The following is an 18,061-nucleotide window of genomic DNA, read 5'->3' on the forward strand; positions in this document are numbered from 1 at the left end:
TTAATATTTAATAGGATGTTTTTTTACAAGATGTTATCTTGTATGATAGAGTTGCAGGTTATTTTATTCTCCTGCGTTAGGTTTGTAAGGGAGGTTTACGTTATGGCTAACTCCAGAATCTTAAATGATACAGCTATAGACGGACAAATTGAAGAAACAACGGCATGGAAAGATTTTCTGTCCCTTATTAAAATAGGGATCGTCAATTCTAACCTCATCACGACTTTCACTGGAATGTGGCTTGCACTGCATATATCCGGTTTAAGTTTTTTAGGCAATATAAACACCGTTCTTCTTACGTTAATCGGGTCTTCACTGATTATTGCGGGCTCCTGCGCGATCAATAACTGGTATGACCGGGACATTGACCATCTTATGGAGCGTACGAAAGTAAGACCGACGGTTACGGGTAAAATTCAGCCGAGTCAGGCGTTATGGTCTGGAATTTTGCTGGTTGCTTTAGGATTGATCATGCTGCTGATGACAACTGTCATGGCTGCTGTTATCGGTTTTATCGGAGTCTTTACGTATGTTGTATTGTACACAATGTGGACGAAACGCCGCTATACGATTAACACAGTAGTAGGAAGCGTTTCCGGTGCAGTGCCGCCGCTTATTGGATGGACGGCAGTGGAAGGGAATATCGGTGTCGTAGCATGGGTGTTATTCATGATTTTATTTATTTGGCAGATTCCTCACTTCTTAGCATTGGCTATTAAGAAAACTGAGGATTACAGAGCTGCAAATATTCCGATGCTTCCTGTCGTATACGGATTTGAAGTGACAAAAAGACAAATTATTGTGTGGGTTGCATGCCTGATGCCGCTTCCGTTTTTCCTTGGTAGCCTGGGTCTTCCGATTGTCATTCTCGGCTTGCTGTTAAATATCGGCTGGCTGATTCTTGGCTTAATGGGATTCCGCTCCAAGAATATCATGAAGTGGGCAACGCAGATGTTCGTTTACTCGCTTAACTACATGACAATCTATTTCGTTGCCATGGTTGTCTTGACGCTTTTCTAAAAAATAGATATGATGCTTGTTTTATCGCTTCAAAATAAACGATGACAACTAGTAAATGCCGCCTTGACCTCTTGTTTAATCAGGCGGCTTTACTTTTATACATAGATGGCATTTTGAGTAAAAAAACTCATAATTTAAGAGAAGAGGAAATGTAAGTGCTTTATTGGTGATAGGTTGGATGGCGATAGATTTCGATCCGCTTTCCGCCTTTGTATTGACCAGAAAAGGGGTTGGGTGAAATGGTAAAGCATTGGCGTCTTATTTTATTATTAGCCTTAGTGCCGCTTCTATTAAGCGGATGTGGAAAACCTTTTTTATCCACGCTCAAGCCTGCTGGCGAGGTGGCTGATAAACAGTATGACCTGACAGTGCTCAGCACATTGATTATGGTGGTTGTTGTTGCAGTAGTATCTGTTATCTTCTTTTATGTGATTGTGAGATTCAGAAGATCACGGGTCGGTGAGAACACGATACCGAAACAGGTAGAGGGGAATAAATTTTTAGAAATCACATGGACCGTGATCCCGATTTTGCTGCTCATTATTCTTGTGATTCCTGTTGTATTATATACGCTGGAGCTAGCGGACACATCACCAATGGATAAAAAAGGCCGCAAAGCTGAGGATGCTCTTGTAGTCAATGTTAGGGCAAATTTATACTGGTGGGAGTTTGAGTACCCTGATTACGGCATTATCACAAGCCAGGAGCTGATTGTACCGACAGATCAGCGTGTATATTTTAATTTAAAAGCCTCTGATGTAAAACATTCCTTCTGGATTCCTTCAGTTGGAGGAAAACTTGATACGAATACGGATAATGAAAATAAGTTCTTCCTGACATTTGATTCAAAACGAAGCAAAGAGGCAGGAGATATGTTTTTTGGGAAGTGTGCAGAGCTTTGCGGCCCTTCACATGCGCTGATGGATTTTAAGGTGAAGACGATGTCTGCAAAAGAATTTCAGGGCTGGACAAAAGAAATGAAGAACTATAAGTCTACAGCAGAGAGCGATTTGGCTAAGCAGGGTGAAGAACTGTTTAAAGAGAAAAACTGCCTGAGCTGCCATGCGGTAGAGCCGAATGATAAGCGTGCAGAAGCCGCTAGAACGGCACCTAACTTGGCGACCTTCGGTGAAAGGACAAAAGTGGCAGGGGTGAAAGAGGCCAACAAAGAAAATGTGAAGGCTTGGCTGAAGGACCCTGACAGCATAAAGCCGGGGAACAAAATGACAGGCACATATCCAAAGCTCTCAGACAGCGAAACAGATGCGCTTTATGAATACTTAAAAGGCTTAAAAGCGGAAAGCAAGTAGGGAAGAAAGGGAGATATTGGGGGAGGTCACATATGTTGAATGCGCTTACAGAAAAGCGGACGCGCGGATCTATGCTTTGGGATTATTTGACGACGGTGGACCATAAAAAAATCGCGATTCTTTATTTAGTGGCAGGGGGATTCTTCTTTCTTGTCGGGGGAATTGAAGCGATGTTTATCAGAATTCAGCTTGCAAAGCCGGAAAATGCGTTTCTCAGTGCTCAAGCGTACAATGAAGTAATGACTATGCACGGAACGACGATGATCTTTCTTGCTGCGATGCCGCTCTTATTTGCCTTGATGAATGCGGTTGTGCCTTTGCAGATCGGGGCTCGGGACGTTTCGTTTCCATTTTTAAACGCGCTTGGTTTTTGGCTCTTCTTTTTCGGGGGTATTTTCTTAAATCTAAGCTGGTTTTTGGGCGGAGCGCCAGATGCGGGCTGGACGTCATATGCCTCACTTTCGCTTCATTCTAAAGGGCACGGCATAGACTTTTTCGTCCTCGGACTCCAAATATCGGGGCTCGGGACGCTGATAGCCGGGATTAACTTTTTGGCCACGATTATCAACATGAGGGCTCCGGGCATGACGTATATGAGGCTGCCTTTATTTACATGGACGACATTTGTGGCCTCGGCATTGATTTTGTTCGCGTTTCCGCCGCTTACGGTCGGATTGGCTCTCATGATGCTGGATCGGCTGTTCGGGACCAATTTCTTTAATCCGGAGCTTGGCGGAAATACGGTCATTTGGGAACATTTATTTTGGATCTTCGGCCATCCGGAGGTTTATATCCTAATTTTGCCTGCATTCGGTATTTTTTCTGAGGTCATCCCTGTGTTCGCCAGAAAGCGTTTGTTTGGCTATTCTTCAATGGTTTTTGCAATCGTGCTCATCGGCTTTCTGGGCTTTATGGTTTGGGTGCACCACATGTTCACGACTGGTCTGGGCCCGATTGCAAATGCGATTTTTGCGGTTGCAACAATGGCTATCGCGATTCCGACCGGGATTAAGATTTTTAACTGGCTGTTGACGATTTGGGGAGGAAATGTGAAGTATACAACCGCTATGCTGTATGCTGTCTCATTTATTCCATCCTTTGTGCTCGGCGGTGTGACGGGAGTCATGCTGGCAGCTGCTGCGGCTGATTATCAGTTTCATGATACGTATTTTGTGGTTGCGCACTTCCACTACGTCATTATTGGCGGCGTTGTATTCGGCCTTTTAGCCGGTGTTCATTTCTGGTGGCCGAAAATGTTCGGTAAAATTCTGCATGAAACGATGGGGAAAATTTCATTTGTATTGTTTTTTATCGGCTTTCACCTCACGTTTTTCATTCAGCATTTTGTCGGCTTAATGGGGATGCCGCGCCGGGTTTATACGTTTTTGCCAGGACAGGGTCTGGAAACCGGCAACTTGATCAGTACAATCGGGGCGTTTTTTATGGCGGCAGCTGTTATTCTTCTGCTGGTCAATGTCATATGGACATCGGTAAAAGGTGAATATGTAGGTGCTGATCCATGGCATGACGGACGTACGCTGGAATGGACCGTTTCTTCACCGCCGCCGGAGTATAACTTTAAACAGCTTCCTTTTGTCAGAGGACTTGATCCGCTTTGGATCGAGAAGCAGGCAGGGCACAAATCAATGACGCCGGCGGAACCGGTTGATGATATTCATATGCCAAACGGCTCAATCCTGCCGCTCATCATTTCCTTCGGCCTTTTTGTCGCAGCGTTCGGGCTGCTGTACAGAAGTGATTACGCTTGGGGTCTGCCGGTGATCTTTATCGGGCTCGGCATCACATTTATTACGATGCTGCTTCGTTCAGTAATTGATGATCACGGCTATCATATTCATAAAGAGGAACTGCCGAACGATGATAAAGGGGTGAAGGCATAATGCAAGTTCAAGAAAAATTCACCGCAGAAACCTTTCCAGCTTCTCCTGAAAAAGTAACCCTGGAAGGGAAAAATAAATTTTTAGGCTTTTGGCTTTTTCTTGGCGGAGAGACTGTTCTGTTTGCGTCTCTCTTCGCCACGTTTCTTGCGCTCCGGAATTCAAATGCCGGCGATCCGCCTACGACGGAAATGTTCGATGTGACACTTGTATTCATTGCCACAATGCTTCTATTAACGAGCAGTTTAACGAGTGTGTACGCGATGTACCACATGAAGAACTTTTCCTTCGGCAAGATGCAGCTTTGGCTGGGAATTACGATTTTATTGGGGGCGGGCTTTTTAGGACTGGAAATCTATGAGTTCAAGCATTACACCCATGAATTTGGCTTTACCATCACAAGCTCTGCCCTTGGTTCTGCGTTTTACACGCTTGTCGGTACACACGGCGCCCACGTGGCATTTGGGCTTATGTGGATCAGCACGCTTATGATCCGCAATGCCAAGAGAGGGCTGAATCTGTATACGGCGCCTAAGTTTTACGTTGCCAGCCTTTACTGGCACTTTATTGATGTCGTGTGGGTCTTCATCTTTACCGTTGTATATTTAATGGGGATGGTGGGATAAACATGGTCGATAAAAAAAGCAGAGGGCATATCAATAGCGACCTTGAATTTAAGAAAAAAAAGCATGCCCGGGAGATGAAATATCAAGTCCTGTCTTTTGGTTTAATGATCGGTCTTACGATTGTTGCATTTCTGACTGTGGCCACGGACGGTGTCGGCAGCTGGTTTACGATTCCTTTCATTATTTTGCTAGCTGCAATTCAAGTCATCTTTCAGCTGTATTATTTCATGCATATGAATCAGAAAGGGCATGAGGCGCCGGCACTGTTTTTGTATTCAGGGGTGTTTGTCGCGTTTATCACTGTGCTTGCGTTTGTGACAATTATATGGTGGTAATTTGAACAGCCGCCGGAGGTGAAGAAATGAATCAGTTGGAGATATTCGGGTTTCGCGCCATGTGGAGCCCTTATCTTTTTTGTATCCTGTTAGGCATTACGGCGCTTTATCTCTATTTTTACAGGCGAATGTCTTCAAAGCCGAATCGAATAACTGGTAAAGAGATGGTGTGCTTTCTGTCGGCGATGCTGTTTTTATATGCAGCCGAGGGAAGCCCGGTTGATCTGCTCGGACATATTATGTTCAGCGCGCATATGGTGCAGATGGCCGTCTTGTATTTGGTTGTCCCGCCGCTTTTGATCGCGGGAATTCCTGCATGGCTCTGGGAAAAAATCATTTTCAGGCCTTCAATCAAACCGGTTTTTTCCTTTTTTTCGACGCCTTTAATTGCTTTGCTTTTGTTTAACGGCATTTTTTCTTTATATCATGTACCGCTTATATTTGATACTGTCAAAACGGATCCGTTTTACCATACATTAATCACTTGGCTTATCTTTGTGCTTTCGTTCTTCATGTGGTGGCCGCTTGTTCATAAGGTTGAGCGTCTACGGCAGCTCAGCGGCTTGATGAAGCTGGGTTATATTATGGCGGACGGTATGCTGCTCACACCTGCTTGCGCCTTGATCATGTTCAGCGGTGCACCGTTATACGCTACCTATACAGATCCGGCTGTATGGGCTGAGGCAATGAGGCTTTGCGTGCCAGCGGATATGATGGGGCAGGTCCCATTAACAGGGCCAGAGATGTTGAATACACTGCCTTTGTTAGAGGATCAGCAGCTCGGAGCCGTCATGATGAAAATCATTCAGGAAATTGTGTACGGTACTTTTTTGGCCATTATTTTTTTCCAATGGGTGAAGAAAGAAAGGGAAAAGGACGGGCAGGAGGAGCCGCCGTATATTCAGCAGACGATATCATAAAAGGTACAGCAGAATATGCTGTACCTTTTCGTTACATTTGAACTGTTTTTAACATGTTGGCTATGTCCTGAATCAGTGCCTTGCTTTTTGTTACAACCTGTACGGGAAACTCTTCCGTTTCTCCATATTCTACTCCGTGCGGGTAGTAATGCTTTCCTAGGAGAGGGGACATTAATTGAATCACGGCGCGCCCGCTTCCGACATCGCCTTCTGCCGCAATACCTTGTATCCGCAGGTAAAACGTACCCTCAATCGTCGAAAACTTCTTGTCATAGGTGACTCTCTCGTAATCCCATTGACCCGCTCTGATGAGACCTTTGCTTTCCATTAAGTCGTCTAGCCAACTGAGCTCAGCCTTAACCCCTTCAAGTCCGCTTTCAGTAAACTTCAACACTGACCCCTCCTTATAAAAATTACCTTTCCTGACAATCATAGTATGAAAGCGTTAAACTTTCAATGAATCTTCTTCTTTTGAAAGTATGCAAAAATTAAATTTTGACGACAATAGCACTAGACTAAAGGAGGTTAAACGGATGACAAAAATAAAAGATCTGATGACAGCCGACTTGCAATATTGCACGGTATTAGATAATGTATATGAAGCTGCAGTAAAGATGAAGGACGCAAATGTAGGAGCGATTCCGGTAGTTGATGAGGACGGGGAAACATTGGTCGGCATCGTAACCGACCGCGATCTCGTATTAAGAGGAATCGCCATCAAAAAACCGAACTCGCAAAAAATCACTGACGCGATGACCGAAAAACCTGTCAGTGTGGAGGAAGATGCTTCAGTCGATGAGGTTCTTCATTTGATGGCATCGCATCAGCTCAGAAGGATACCAGTTACAAAAAATAAAAAACTGACTGGAATTGTCACGCTTGGTGATCTTTCTTTATCTGAGCAAACGAATGAACGTGCCGGCAGCGCCTTATCGGATATTTCCGAAGGTGATAATAGAGAAGAAGGCTTTTTTCATTAACACATAAATCTTTGACATGTTAAATAGGCTGTATTGTAATGGGATGTAAACAAGAGATTGTGAATCGCCACGGGGGTGATAGATTGAAAAATATATTGAGAGCAATGGTTATCCTTTTGATCATCTGCGGAACCTACGTTCTGTTTATTCAATATGGATCTGTTCCTGAAAAGAAATCAAATGACAGCGAGCCTCAGGTGTCGAATGAGGAAGCGCAAAGCGGCAAACGAATACATATGCCGACTTCAGGGTTATTGTCCTTCATGGGCAAGTCCGCCGATGAAGTAACGAAAAAGCTTGGGGAACCTGAACGTATTGACCCTTCGGCTTATGATTACGATTGGTGGGTATACAATCAAGGTAAGGACCAATATATCCAAATCGGGGTATTAAACAATAAAGTGGTCACATTATTCGCGGCTGGTAATGATATTAACGCCAAGCCTTTCAAAATTGGAGAATCGACCGGAGAAGTATTCAAAACGACCCAGGTGGCACCATTTGTGAATGTAGAGTATAAAGGAAATTCCTATCGGTTTGAATTTTCTGAAGAGGATATCAATACAAGACCGACTGTAAAGGTTGGAAAGATGTATGTCCAGCTGTATATGGACAAATTTGAGGGAAAGCTATCCAGCATTAGGGCGTTTGATGCGCAAACCTTTGTAAAGCAAAGACCTTATGAGGTAGTGTACCGCGGGGAATTAATTAAACCGAAAGCCGTTTCAGATGAGAAATGGAAAAAGATCCAAGCAACGAGTGAAAAGCAAATTCTTGATTTGACGAATGTCATACGCGTTAAACATGGACTTGCGAAGCTTGAATGGGATCAGCCAACGGCGGAGGTGGCGTTTGGACATAGTGAGGATATGAAGGAAAATAATTATTTCTCCCATGTCTCTAAAAAATACGGCTCGCTGAAAGACCGCTTAGAAGAAGGGCATGTTGACTTTCAGCAAGCGGGAGAAAATATCGCATACAATTATGTGGACGGTCCGGCCGCTGTAGAAGGCTGGCTGAATAGCGAAGGCCATCGAAAAGCGCTTCTGAATTCAGATTATACGCATCTTGGTGTCGGAGTAGACCGGAAATATTACACCCAAAATTTTATTAAGCGATGGTAATGAAAGCCGCGGACGAATGGTTCCCGGCTTTTTCTATTTCCAAACAAGCTGGTCTGAATGAATGTGCTGATAGCTTACAGATAAGGCCGTTTCCCATCCCTTCAGTCAGGCTTTTTCACCAGTGTATAGGGATATCGCTAAAAATTCATTTGGGAATGAATATAGGCGAACACAATGCCCGACAAAACGATACATTGTAGTAGGTAACGATTTTCGGAGGGGGTGAGGATTGTGGCGAATCAACATGCCAATCATTCAATCAATGACTTTAAACAATTCGTCAAAAAGCATCCCAAGCTGATAAAAGAAGTGCGCAAAGAACAAAGAAGCTGGCAGGACGTATATGAAAATTGGGTCCTCTTTGGGGAGAGCGACCCGATTTGGGATCCGTATCGGGAACCGGAAGAAGCTGCTGAAGCTTTGCCTGAAACACCGCAAAAAAATGATTTTGTCTCGAAAATGGTGACAGCGGTGAAAAAGATGGATGTCAATCAAATGAACGAACAAATCAATAAAATGAGCCAGTCGATCTCATCGTTGCAAAGCCTTCTTAATACATTTTCCGGAAGCGGACAGAAGCATTCTCAGCCAGGCTCTGGACAGCATCCTTTTTCTTTTCGAAAGGATTAAAAAAGGGGAGCTCATATGCGCAAAGAGGTTCAGGAATATATTTTAGCAAATGAAGAACGGAAACGATTCATCAGAGAACAGCCGATATGGTACCGCAGGCTTTCAAGAAAACCGGATGATCTGTCCTCCTTTCAGCTTGAAATGATGAATTTTTATGAAAAAACCATTCCGCATCGGGTGAATCAGTTTACGAACGGGATTCAAATGGCGCAAATGATGATGCAAATGTTTCAAGCGATGCGGACAAAAGATTAAAAGGCCCCGAAGAAGGGTCTTTTTTCATGCGGTCATAAGGTTTTGTTGGCGGCTGCGGTTAAGCATTTTCCAATTGGCTGGTTTCATGGTAAACTAACAACTGGAGGTGCATGTTATGTATGCGACGATGGAATCCGTGCGGCTTCAAAGTGAAGCTCAGCAGCTTGCCGAGATGATTCTGCAGTCGGAGACGGCTGAGAACTACCGCAATTGTTACAAGCGTCTCCAGGAAGATGAAGAGGCAGGTCGGATTATTCGTTCTTTTATCAAAATAAAAGAGCAGTATGAGGATGTACAGCGTTTTGGCAAATATCATCCTGACTATAGAGAAATATCCCGGAAAATGAGGGAGATCAAACGTGAGCTGGACCTGAACGATAAGGTGGCTGACTTCAAGAGAGCTGAAAATGAGCTCCAGTCCATTCTTGATGAGGTCAGCGTCGAGATTGGGACAGCTGTTTCGGAGCATGTGAAAGTTCCGACTGGGAACCCTTATTTTGACGGTTTGTCTTCATGCGGAGGCGGCTGCGGTTCAGGCGGAAGCTGCGGATGTAAAGTGTCCTGACGAGACTGGCCGTCTCGTCTTTTACATATAAGAGAAAACAGGCAGGTGATTGTATTGGAGAATAGGCGCCAGGGCATGGTTGTGTATCTGCACTCCCTAAAGCAAAGCAAAATGCTGAGGAAGTTCGGGAATGTGCACTATGTATCAAAACGATTAAAATATGTCGTACTGTACTGTGATATGGACCAAATTCAAAAAACAATGGACAAGATTGCGTCTTACTCATTTGTGAAAAAAGTGGAGCCTTCTTATAAACCGTTTTTAAAATTGGAATTCGAGTCAAAGCTTGATAAGGCAAAAGAATACGATTATAAAATCGGCATATAGCTATAAAAAAATCCCCGCAGGCATCTGCGGGGTCCTTCTATTCCTTAATATGTTAAGGAGAAGGCAAAGGGAGAGGAGAAACCGGAGGAAGAACTTATGGGGAAACGTAAGTCTTCTCCGCGGTTGGCAACAACATCCTCTAGATGCTGTTGCTTATAGTATGGACAAGGATCATGCTGCCTATACACCTGTTTATCAAGATTAGCGTTCATTGTTTGGAAGAATGCTTTATGTTAAGATAGGATTGATTTTTTTCTATGTACATAGCGGCGTCCGGCCGAATAAAGAAACAAAATAGCTTTTAGAAAAAGTGGTGTGGAACATGAGAGTAATTTCTGGATCAAAAAAAGGCCGTTCACTAAAGGCTGTACCCGGAACATCAACAAGACCGACAACCGACAAAGTGAAGGAATCCATTTTCAATATGATCGGCCCTTATTTTGACGGGGGCAGGGGACTTGACTTATTCGCAGGGAGCGGAGGTCTTGGAATCGAAGCGCTTTCACGCGGGTTTGAGCATTGTATATTCGTTGACCGTGATTTTAAAGCGATTCAAACGGTAAAATCTAATTTGAAAACGCTGGAGCTTACAAAACAAGCACAGGTATACCGCAATGATGCGGAACGTGCTTTGCACGCTGCTGCTAAAAGAGAAACCGGCTTTCGCGGCATTTTTCTCGATCCGCCGTATAAGGAACAAAAGCTGAAAGCACTTTTAACGATGATTGACGAATATCAAATGCTGGAAGAAGACGGCTTTATCGTCGCTGAGCATGACAGAGAGGTCGAGCTTCCCGAAACCGTAGGAGATCTTGTGATGACTAGAAAAGAAACCTATGGGTTAACAGGTGTGGCGATTTATAAAAAGAGGGGGTAGTGAGGTGGCGAGTATAGCTGTCTGCCCCGGCAGTTTTGATCCGGTGACCTACGGGCATCTGGACATCATCAAACGCGGGGCGCATATTTTTGAACAAGTGTATGTATGTGTGCTGAATAATTCTTCAAAAAAGCCTTTGTTCAGTGTGGAAGAACGGTGTGAGCTTCTGAGAGAAGTGACAAAAGACATTCCGAACATAACAGTTGAAACATCGCAAGGCCTGTTAATTGATTATGCAAAAAGAAAAAATGCGAAAGCGATTTTAAGAGGCTTGAGAGCTGTATCCGATTTTGAATACGAGATGCAGGGGACATCAGTAAACCGGGTGCTTGATGAATCTATTGAGACGTTTTTTATGATGACAAACAATCAATATTCGTTTCTAAGTTCAAGCATCGTAAAAGAAGTGGCGAGATACAACGGCTCGGTATCAGAGTTTGTACCGCCGGAAGTAGAGCTGGCGCTTCAGCAAAAATTCAGACAAGGATGAGGGTTTTGACTCATCCTTTTTTTGTTCCGTTTGTCAGTCTGTAAGAAAAAATGATAATGTACGTAAACAGCGCGCATAGTGTGACAGCAGGTCCGATCTGCACAAGCAGATTCCAGCCGTTTATAAAGGCAGTTGGCATGTCACTGCTGTTAAGAGATTTAAATACATACTGATACGGATCATGCCATGCCGTGTAAAGAGGTTTCCATAAAAGCATGACGAAGACAGCGGCATAAACGCCCTGCAGCAAACGTGCGATAAAGAATGGTTTAAATCTAATGTCGGTTTCCGATAAAATACCTGCCACCTGAGCTTGTACGGAAAAGCCGCTAAACCCGAGAATAAAGCTGACGATAATGGCTTTTTGCAGAAGAGAAACATCTGTCTCGCTGACAAGCTTGCTGCCTAATGTAATTTCAAACATCCCTGATAAAAGCGGAATGTCCAATTGAGTCGGAAGCTGAAACAAAGTCAGTGCTCCTTTTGTGAAAACAGACAAAACATCAGTCAGCTGGACCACTGACAACAGCCGATTGAAGACAGAAAATAAAATAATAAAGCCGCCTACCATAAGAAGCGTTTGAACAGAAGACGTCACGGCGTCGCCTAAAATTTTGCCCAAGGGCCGTTTTTCTGCAAGTCTGGCGGTATGAAGAGCGTGTAAAGCATCTTTGACTGAAGGGAAAGGTATCGTTTTCTTTCTTCTGAGATGCTGCTCTTCCTTGCGGCCATAGGAACGCATTGTTAAACCGACAGCCAGATTCCCCAAATAGTGTGCAGAAGCTAATAAAATGCCTAGTGACGCGTTTTGAAAGAAACCGACGGCAACAGCGCCGAAAATAAAGAGCGGGTTTGAAGAATTGGTAAACGACGCGAGCCGTTCTGCCTCTACTCTTGAAATCTGATTTTCCTGCCGCAGACGGGCAGTGAGTTTTGCTCCTGCTGGGTTTCCTGATGCCATTCCCATAGCAAGAACGAAGCCGCCGACACCCGGCACGCGAAAGATCGGCCGCATAAAAGGCTCAAGCAAAACACCGACAAATCGCACAATGCCAAAGCCGATTAAGAGTTCGGACAGAATAAAAAATGGCAGCAATGACGGAAACACAACCTCCCACCACATAGACAGCCCGGTTTTAGAGGCTTCGAATGAGGCCTGTGGATGTGAGATGACAGTCGCTGTTAAAAAAAGAAAAAACGAGGCAATCAAAAGTGTATTAATCTTCGACAAGTTCATTCTTACCTCCCCGATGCTAAAAATGCCCAATGACATGTATATCATGATAAAATAATGTATGATGTAAAACGGCCAAGCAGTACCTGTCCTCTTGATTCTTTGTACTAATATACGAGCATAGGGGTTCAGTTTAGACCATAGAATTCGGTATACAGGGAATTCAGGCAGGAGGTTAACGCTTTGGCCAAACCTAAAATCGGGTTAGCGTTAGGATCGGGAGGGGCCAGAGGGCTTGCTCATCTCGGTGTGCTTTCCAGTTTACATAAGCACCAAATTGAAGTGGATATGATTGCAGGAAGCAGCATGGGCGCTTTGGTGGGCAGTTTTTATGCCGCCGGACATGACGTGGCAACGATGAAAAAAGTAGCCAAAGCCTTTAAACGAAGGCTTTATGCTGATTATACGGTGCCGAAGCTCGGTTTTTTAAAAGGTGACCGCGTCAGACAGCTTGTGCATGCTTATACATTCGGAAAACCGATTGAAGAGCTCCAAATCCCGCTGGGCATTGTTGCGTGTGATCTACAGACGGGAGAAAAGATTGTGTTCCGAAAAGGATCAGTGTCAGATGCAGTGAGGGCCAGCATCAGCATCCCGGGTATCTTTATTCCGCAGCGGCTGGACGGACGCCTTCTTGTAGACGGCGCGGTCGTCGATCGAATTCCGGTTTCTGTTGTGAAAGACATGGGAGCTGATATTATCATCGCTTCGGATGTTTCCAGGGTTCGAAAAACTGAAACAGCAGTGCATATTTTTGATGTGATTATGCAAAGTATGGATATACTGCAAAATGAATTAGTGCGGCATCAAACAATTGCCGCAGATATCATGATTCGCCCTTCCCTTGAAACATACAGCTCAAGCTCGTTTGCCAATATTGAAGAAATGATATCGGCAGGCGAAGAGGCGACAAACCGAATGATCAGCAAGATAAGAAAAGAAATAGAGAATTGGGAGGGCTCATAATTTGCTACGTAAAAAACATTTTAGCTGGATGCTCGTCATCCTCATACTGATCGCCGTTTTATCATTTATAAAACTTCCATACTATATTACAAAACCGGGAGAAGCGACAGAGCTTGCTTCATTGATAAAAGTGGAGGGAGGCTACCCGGAAAAAGGAAGCCTGTCCTTAATGACTGTTAAAGTGGGACCGGCTAATCCGTTTACATATGTGTGGGCAAAGATGCACCCTTATTATGAAATTGTTCCTGATGAGAGCATTAAGGAGGAAGGCGAGTCAGATAAGGAGTATATGAAAAGACAGCTCCAAATGATGAAAAGCTCGCAAGAAAATGCGGTTATAGCCGCCTATCAAAAGGCAGGAAAAAAAGTCAGCTATTCCTTTAACGGCATATACGCAAGCTCAGTTGTAGAAAACATGCCGGCAAAAGGGAAAATAGAAGTCGGTGATAAAATCATCAGCGCAGACGGCAAAAACTATCAGTCTGCTGAAAAGCTGATTGATTATATCAGCAGCAAAAAAGCGGGAGATAAAGTCACGTTAAAGATCGAAAGAGAAGAAAAAGAAAAGCGTGTCACCCTTACGTTAAAACAATTTCCTGATGAGCCGGATCGGGCAGGAATCGGAGTTTCGCTTTATACAGACAGAAACGTGAAGGTAGAGCCTGATATTGATTTTGAAATCGAAAATATTGGCGGCCCGTCAGCAGGGTTAATGATGTCCCTTGAAATTTATAATCAGCTGACAAAACCAGACGAAACAAAAGGCTACGATATTGCGGGAACAGGTACCATTGATGTTGATGGAAAAGTAGGCCCGATCGGCGGCATTGATCAAAAAGTCGTCGCCGCAGACAAAGCCGGAAAAGACATTTTCTTCGCGCCAAATCAAAACGGCGCCAGCAATTCCGATTATAAGAACGCAGTAAAAACAGCAAAAGATATTGATTCAGATATGAAGATTGTGCCTGTAGATACCATGCAGGATGCGATTGATTATTTGAATAAGCTGAAAGCGAAAAGCACCTGATTCTCAGGTGCTTTTTCTATACATTTAAAAAGTGTTGTTCATCTTCGTCATATCGAATCGGTGCATGTCCGTATTCCTTCAGGTCAAACTCAGTTCTCAGCGGCTCTTCTATCGGCAGGCTGTAAATCCTGCTTGCTTTTACGTCCAGATCGAGAGCTGGATGGGAGAAAGAGGACAGTTTGCTGACAAGCGGAACAGACAGTGCTTTTTTCTTTTCGGATAAATAAGCCTGTCCTTTTTTCGTCATGCCGAGAAGCCTGATATACGGCACCTTATCGTTGTCAAGCAGCTTTTGCATATCCAGTTTTTTTGTTCTGGTTAAAATGTGTGTATTCATCCGCTGGAGCCTTGTCCACGTATAGCGTTTTGTTTTCAGCAGCTCCATAAATTCCTGATAGGAGCTGGATTTTCTGATCGAACGAAGAATTCTGTGCTCTAAACCTTCCTCCACCTCGTATACTTGTTGTAATTCCTGTGCTGTTACAGTTGAAAGGCTGTATTTTAAGTAAGAAAAGTAGCTCTCAGGTGTATGCCACAATCCGAAAGATTTGCGGTAAGCTGCTAATTCACGTGCAGATGCAGCAGGGAGAAAACGAAAGCAGGCTTCGAGATTCTGGCCAGTCATTGCTTTTCTGATGCTTGTGGCGCTTGCGATATGGTTTTCGCCTTCAGGGAGATCGGCATCATGATAGTCCGAAGAGATGCGTGCCGTAGTATAAGGTTTCATAGGATATCCCCCGGTTAGAATCGAGGTCACATACTGGTATCCCAAAATGTTATTTGGTTTTGACAAGTCAAGTGCACTTTCAGTATGCAAAATGGAGCTGAAGGCGCTAGCCGCCGCTGCTGGGTAACTGGCCCCCTTTTTAAGTTCTTCTTTAATTCGGTCATTCAATATATGTTTATGCTCATCAATAAGCTGTGCTGTTTCTAAAAAAGGCTTGATATCCCCATTTTCACTCCCGAAAAACAGCGCCTCACATTCAAGTTCGTTCAGGATTGAAACACTGCCGCGTGCAAAAATGTCTGCTTTTTGCACGGCATAAAGATAAGGCAGCTCAATGACAAGATCAACTCCGCTTTGCAGCGCCATTTTTGTTCGGGCCCATTTTGATACAACAGCGGGTTCCCCGCGCTGTAAAAAATGCCCGCTCATGACCGCCACAGCCGTGTCACATCCGGTTTGCCGCTTTGCTGTTTGGGCATGATAAAGGTGACCGTTATGAAAGGGATTATATTCAACCACCAATCCGACAGCTTTCATATTTTTTCCGCCTTTCTTGCTATGTTTAAAAACGTATGGTACATTTGCAAATGAAAACTCTTACGCCTTATTTTTGTTTTAAGTGTATGCATAGCATATTCCGCTGTCAACGATACTTCAATGGCAGCATTATGCTGTAAAGAAAAAATATTGACAAAAACAATCTTAAAAGCTATAATCATGTTTGTTGCTTTCCTGAGGTGATACAAATGAAATGGACGATTTATCAGCTGCATCAAATGCCAAAACAAAGTTTTGAGTTTGATGAAACAGTTGAGTTAAATGAGCTGACAAAGCTGAATTCTGACATTCGCCGCATTTCTCCCGTCCGGGTGAAGGGCAGAGCGGATATCAAATCCAAACAGGTTTCGTTTGATTTTACAATTTCAGGCGAAATGATTTTGCCATGCTCAAGAACACTCGTTGATGTCCCGTATCCATTTGAAATTTCAACAAAAGAACTGTTTATATTTCATCACACGGATGATATAGAAGATGATGACGTTCACATTGTTGAGGACGATACTATCGACTTAACTCCGATCGTGAAAGAAGAAATTCTTTTAGAAATCCCTATGCAAATCTTTTGTGAATCTGAACAAGAAAAAGGAGCTGCTCCTCAAGAAGGAAAGGATTGGCAAGTTATTTCGGAAGAAGACAAGAAGAATCAAGTTGATCCGAGACTTGCAGCCCTTGAAAAGCTCTTAAAACAAGATGATGAATCTTAACTCTTTAAGGAGGTGGGAATAATGGCTGTACCTTTTAGAAGAACTTCTAAAATGAAGAAAAGATTGCGCCGTACACATTTCAAACTTAATGTACCTGGTATGACAGAATGTCCGTCATGCGGAGAGATGAAGTTGTCTCACCGTGTATGCAAAGCATGCGGATCATACAACGGCAAAGACATAAATGTAAAAAGTAACTAATGAGAAAAGCGCAGGGTGAAAGCCCTGCGCTTTTTCTTTTTCTCTTCCTGTCAGCTTGCGGAAAATTTGTGAGTGCAAATAGTCTATCTAATCTATTACCGGCATATGTATGAGATAAATAAGCTGACATGGAGGGAGATTGAATTTGACCATTACAAGACAAGATGCTTGGACTCAGGATGAGGATTTGCTGCTGGCAGAAGTGGTGCTTCGTCATATTCGAGAGGGAGGAACACAGCTTTCAGCCTTTGAGGAGGTTGGAAGGGCGCTGACCAGAACCGCGGCAGCCTGTGGGTTCAGGTGGAACTCGTATGTGAGAAAACAATACCAGTCAGGTATAGAGCTTGCAAAAAAGCAAAGGAAAGAACTGAGAAAGCAAATCGGCGTTCATTCGGTCAATATGCCGAATTCCATGAAGCAGACTGCCTCGGCATCGTCAGAAGGAAAACGAGATTTGTCCATTCAGGATGTCATTCAATTTCTCGAACAATTCAAAGAAGCACCGTCTGCACAAGAATTTCAGCTTGAAAGGGAAAAATTGAAGGAGCAAATCCAATCGCTGCAAAAAGAGCTTGAGGATTTGCGGAGTGAAAATCAGACATTGCGGAATCAGCTAGAGATGACAGAAGAGGATTACAAGGCACTGATCGATATCATGGATCGGGCCAGAAAAATGGTTGTTTCGAAGGAAGACGGAAGAATGAAAAAAACGGCTCAAGAAACATAAAGAAACGCCTGAAATGAACCGGCCCTATAGTAAGAATAGGCCGGTTGTTTTTATTTCTATGCAGACTCTCCCGGTGTCATTTCGCGATCCATATCAGGATGCCAGATGAGCGGGTTTTCCCCTTTGTCCCGCGCCATATCATACTTAACAGTTTTAAAGTTCATTTTGTTCCAAAATTCCGCTGATTTCATTCTCGGATTTGTCCGGATCGGCATTTTGAATGATTTTGCAAATTCAACCAAGGCTCTCCCGTATCCCCTGTTCTGGTAGCCCGGAAGAACCTCAAGCTTCCACAGCTCCAAATAATCCTGGCGGTTGTCAAAATAGGGATTCGATTTGCCGTTAACTTGATACAGACTCATTCGTGCTACAAGTTTATCGCCAAAATAAATCCCGTAAAAAGGCGAGGTGCTGTCATTTTCAATAATATTATCCTGAAGTTCTTCAAGCATTGAAAGCTCCTGAATGCCGTATTCTTTGAATTTCTTGAATTCTTCCAGCGTTTTATAGTTGATAAGCAGACGTTCTACCTTTGTCAAACAAATCTCCCCCTTTGG

The 18,061-nt window shown here is 43.7% G+C and carries 24 protein-coding genes; 19 read left to right on the forward strand and 5 right to left on the reverse strand.

Going from position 1 to position 18,061, the window contains the following annotated elements; genetic code table 11:
• Positions 1-102: 102 nt before the first annotated feature.
• The 6 genes from cyoE to ctaG all read left to right on the forward strand — a co-directional run bounded on the left by cyoE (position 103) and on the right by ctaG (position 6,109).
• A complete protein-coding gene (gene cyoE / locus CW370_RS03300) occupies positions 103-1,020 on the forward strand; it encodes a heme o synthase (RefSeq protein WP_003232250.1) in 918 nt (305 codons plus the stop codon).
• 239 nt (positions 1,021-1,259) lie between these two features.
• Positions 1,260-2,330, forward strand: a complete 1,071-nt coding sequence (coxB, locus tag CW370_RS03305) for a cytochrome c oxidase subunit II (RefSeq protein ID WP_014663859.1) — start codon at positions 1,260-1,262, stop codon at positions 2,328-2,330.
• Between the two features lie 32 nt (positions 2,331-2,362).
• Positions 2,363-4,231, forward strand: coding sequence for a cytochrome c oxidase subunit I (gene ctaD, locus CW370_RS03310; RefSeq protein ID WP_003232245.1), 1,869 nt, complete (start codon positions 2,363-2,365; stop codon positions 4,229-4,231).
• Positions 4,231-4,854 carry a cytochrome c oxidase subunit III gene (ctaE, locus tag CW370_RS03315; RefSeq protein ID WP_003232244.1) on the forward strand — a complete coding sequence of 208 codons (624 nt, stop codon included), beginning with the start codon at positions 4,231-4,233 and terminating at the stop codon, positions 4,852-4,854. Before ctaD ends, ctaE begins: the two co-directional genes overlap by 1 nt.
• A 2-nt stretch (positions 4,855-4,856) precedes the next feature.
• Positions 4,857-5,189, forward strand: coding sequence for a cytochrome c oxidase subunit IVB (gene ctaF / locus CW370_RS03320; protein WP_003232242.1), 333 nt, complete (start codon positions 4,857-4,859; stop codon positions 5,187-5,189).
• A gap of 26 nt (positions 5,190-5,215) precedes the next feature.
• A complete protein-coding gene (gene ctaG / locus CW370_RS03325) occupies positions 5,216-6,109 on the forward strand; it encodes a cytochrome c oxidase assembly factor CtaG (protein WP_024573214.1) in 894 nt (297 codons plus the stop codon).
• 31 nt (positions 6,110-6,140) lie between these two features.
• On the opposite strand, the gene CW370_RS03330 is transcribed toward ctaG, so the two are convergent.
• Positions 6,141-6,503, reverse strand: a complete 363-nt coding sequence (locus CW370_RS03330) for a YugN family protein (protein ID WP_003232238.1) — start codon at positions 6,501-6,503, stop codon at positions 6,141-6,143.
• Positions 6,504-6,642: 139 nt separating this feature from the next.
• Between CW370_RS03330 and CW370_RS03335 the strand changes: the two genes are divergently transcribed.
• The 8 genes from CW370_RS03335 to coaD all read left to right on the forward strand — a co-directional run bounded on the left by CW370_RS03335 (position 6,643) and on the right by coaD (position 11,357).
• Positions 6,643-7,089, forward strand: a complete 447-nt coding sequence (locus CW370_RS03335) for a CBS domain-containing protein (protein WP_003221362.1) — start codon at positions 6,643-6,645, stop codon at positions 7,087-7,089.
• Between the two features lie 83 nt (positions 7,090-7,172).
• The gene (locus CW370_RS03340; RefSeq protein ID WP_024573213.1) at positions 7,173-8,213 is read left to right on the forward strand and encodes a CAP domain-containing protein; all 1,041 of its coding nucleotides are present in this window, start codon (positions 7,173-7,175) and stop codon (positions 8,211-8,213) included.
• A gap of 231 nt (positions 8,214-8,444) precedes the next feature.
• Complete coding sequence (locus CW370_RS03345; RefSeq protein ID WP_024573212.1) at positions 8,445-8,843, forward strand: YlbD family protein; 399 nt, start codon at positions 8,445-8,447, stop codon at positions 8,841-8,843.
• A 15-nt stretch (positions 8,844-8,858) separates the two neighbouring features.
• The gene (locus tag CW370_RS03350) at positions 8,859-9,098 is read left to right on the forward strand and encodes a YlbE-like family protein (RefSeq protein WP_003232231.1); all 240 of its coding nucleotides are present in this window, start codon (positions 8,859-8,861) and stop codon (positions 9,096-9,098) included.
• Between the two features lie 115 nt (positions 9,099-9,213).
• On the forward strand, positions 9,214-9,663 hold the full coding sequence (gene ricF / locus CW370_RS03355) for a regulatory iron-sulfur-containing complex subunit RicF (RefSeq protein WP_003221370.1): 450 nt from the start codon (positions 9,214-9,216) through the stop codon (positions 9,661-9,663).
• A gap of 54 nt (positions 9,664-9,717) precedes the next feature.
• Positions 9,718-9,990 carry a YlbG family protein gene (locus tag CW370_RS03360; protein WP_024573211.1) on the forward strand — a complete coding sequence of 91 codons (273 nt, stop codon included), beginning with the start codon at positions 9,718-9,720 and terminating at the stop codon, positions 9,988-9,990.
• Positions 9,991-10,312: 322 nt separating this feature from the next.
• Positions 10,313-10,867 (forward strand): 16S rRNA (guanine(966)-N(2))-methyltransferase RsmD, encoded by a 555-nt coding sequence (gene rsmD, locus CW370_RS03365; RefSeq protein ID WP_024573210.1) that lies wholly within the window; start codon positions 10,313-10,315, stop codon positions 10,865-10,867.
• 4 nt (positions 10,868-10,871) lie between these two features.
• Positions 10,872-11,357, forward strand: coding sequence for a pantetheine-phosphate adenylyltransferase (coaD, locus tag CW370_RS03370; RefSeq protein WP_003245283.1), 486 nt, complete (start codon positions 10,872-10,874; stop codon positions 11,355-11,357).
• A gap of 10 nt (positions 11,358-11,367) precedes the next feature.
• Here coaD and spoVV read toward each other — a convergent pair whose 3' ends face one another.
• Complete coding sequence (gene spoVV / locus CW370_RS03375; protein ID WP_015252149.1) at positions 11,368-12,594, reverse strand: dipicolinic acid transporter SpoVV; 1,227 nt, start codon at positions 12,592-12,594, stop codon at positions 11,368-11,370.
• 180 nt (positions 12,595-12,774) lie between these two features.
• Here spoVV and CW370_RS03380 point away from each other — a divergent pair, with 180 nt between their 5' ends.
• Positions 12,775-13,557 (forward strand): patatin family protein, encoded by a 783-nt coding sequence (locus CW370_RS03380; protein WP_003232221.1) that lies wholly within the window; start codon positions 12,775-12,777, stop codon positions 13,555-13,557.
• Between the two features lies 1 nt (position 13,558).
• Positions 13,559-14,584: a protease DdcP gene (gene ddcP, locus CW370_RS03385; RefSeq protein ID WP_014476730.1), complete on the forward strand. Its 1,026-nt coding sequence runs from the start codon at positions 13,559-13,561 to the stop codon at positions 14,582-14,584.
• A gap of 16 nt (positions 14,585-14,600) precedes the next feature.
• On the opposite strand, the gene CW370_RS03390 is transcribed toward ddcP, so the two are convergent.
• Both CW370_RS03390 and CW370_RS03395 read right to left on the reverse strand, forming a co-directional pair.
• Entirely contained in the window at positions 14,601-15,848 is a 1,248-nt protein-coding gene (locus CW370_RS03390; protein ID WP_024572257.1) for a nucleotidyltransferase, read from the reverse strand.
• Positions 15,845-16,030, reverse strand: coding sequence for a hypothetical protein (locus CW370_RS03395; protein ID WP_003232215.1), 186 nt, complete (start codon positions 16,028-16,030; stop codon positions 15,845-15,847). The genes CW370_RS03390 and CW370_RS03395 overlap by 4 nt, the downstream gene beginning before the upstream one ends.
• Positions 16,031-16,057: 27 nt before the next feature.
• Between CW370_RS03395 and CW370_RS03400 the strand changes: the two genes are divergently transcribed.
• The 3 genes from CW370_RS03400 (at position 16,058) to gerR (ending at position 17,504) form a co-directional block, all read left to right on the forward strand.
• Positions 16,058-16,576 (forward strand): YceD family protein, encoded by a 519-nt coding sequence (locus CW370_RS03400; protein ID WP_014479718.1) that lies wholly within the window; start codon positions 16,058-16,060, stop codon positions 16,574-16,576.
• A gap of 21 nt (positions 16,577-16,597) precedes the next feature.
• The gene (gene rpmF, locus CW370_RS03405; protein ID WP_003154457.1) at positions 16,598-16,777 is read left to right on the forward strand and encodes a 50S ribosomal protein L32; all 180 of its coding nucleotides are present in this window, start codon (positions 16,598-16,600) and stop codon (positions 16,775-16,777) included.
• Between the two features lie 145 nt (positions 16,778-16,922).
• A complete protein-coding gene (gerR, locus tag CW370_RS03410; RefSeq protein WP_014479720.1) occupies positions 16,923-17,504 on the forward strand; it encodes a sporulation specific transcriptional regulator GerR in 582 nt (193 codons plus the stop codon).
• A gap of 56 nt (positions 17,505-17,560) precedes the next feature.
• On the opposite strand, the gene CW370_RS03415 is transcribed toward gerR, so the two are convergent.
• Entirely contained in the window at positions 17,561-18,043 is a 483-nt protein-coding gene (locus tag CW370_RS03415; RefSeq protein ID WP_003244940.1) for an N-acetyltransferase, read from the reverse strand.
• Between the last annotated feature and the right edge of the window lie 18 nt (positions 18,044-18,061).

Origin of the sequence: Bacillus sp. SN32, from assembly GCF_002837495.1 — a bacterium.
GTDB classification, from domain to species: domain Bacteria; phylum Bacillota; class Bacilli; order Bacillales; family Bacillaceae; genus Bacillus; species Bacillus subtilis.

Coding starts and splice junctions, on each gene's coding strand:
- CW370_RS03335 (WP_003221362.1), top strand. CDS start 6,643: ATGACAAAAATAAAAGATCTGATGACAGCCGACTTGCAATATTGCACG.
- spoVV (WP_015252149.1), bottom strand. CDS start 12,594: ATGAACTTGTCGAAGATTAATACACTTTTGATTGCCTCGTTTTTTCTT.
- CW370_RS03395 (WP_003232215.1), bottom strand. CDS start 16,030: ATGATTATAGCTTTTAAGATTGTTTTTGTCAATATTTTTTCTTTACAG.
- rpmF (WP_003154457.1), top strand. CDS start 16,598: ATGGCTGTACCTTTTAGAAGAACTTCTAAAATGAAGAAAAGATTGCGC.
- ctaE (WP_003232244.1), top strand. CDS start 4,231: ATGCAAGTTCAAGAAAAATTCACCGCAGAAACCTTTCCAGCTTCTCCT.
- rsmD (WP_024573210.1), top strand. CDS start 10,313: ATGAGAGTAATTTCTGGATCAAAAAAAGGCCGTTCACTAAAGGCTGTA.
- CW370_RS03350 (WP_003232231.1), top strand. CDS start 8,859: ATGCGCAAAGAGGTTCAGGAATATATTTTAGCAAATGAAGAACGGAAA.
- ctaG (WP_024573214.1), top strand. CDS start 5,216: ATGAATCAGTTGGAGATATTCGGGTTTCGCGCCATGTGGAGCCCTTAT.
- CW370_RS03390 (WP_024572257.1), bottom strand. CDS start 15,848: ATGAAAGCTGTCGGATTGGTGGTTGAATATAATCCCTTTCATAACGGT.
- coxB (WP_014663859.1), top strand. CDS start 1,260: ATGGTAAAGCATTGGCGTCTTATTTTATTATTAGCCTTAGTGCCGCTT.
- ricF (WP_003221370.1), top strand. CDS start 9,214: ATGTATGCGACGATGGAATCCGTGCGGCTTCAAAGTGAAGCTCAGCAG.
- ctaF (WP_003232242.1), top strand. CDS start 4,857: ATGGTCGATAAAAAAAGCAGAGGGCATATCAATAGCGACCTTGAATTT.
- cyoE (WP_003232250.1), top strand. CDS start 103: ATGGCTAACTCCAGAATCTTAAATGATACAGCTATAGACGGACAAATT.
- CW370_RS03400 (WP_014479718.1), top strand. CDS start 16,058: ATGAAATGGACGATTTATCAGCTGCATCAAATGCCAAAACAAAGTTTT.
- ctaD (WP_003232245.1), top strand. CDS start 2,363: ATGTTGAATGCGCTTACAGAAAAGCGGACGCGCGGATCTATGCTTTGG.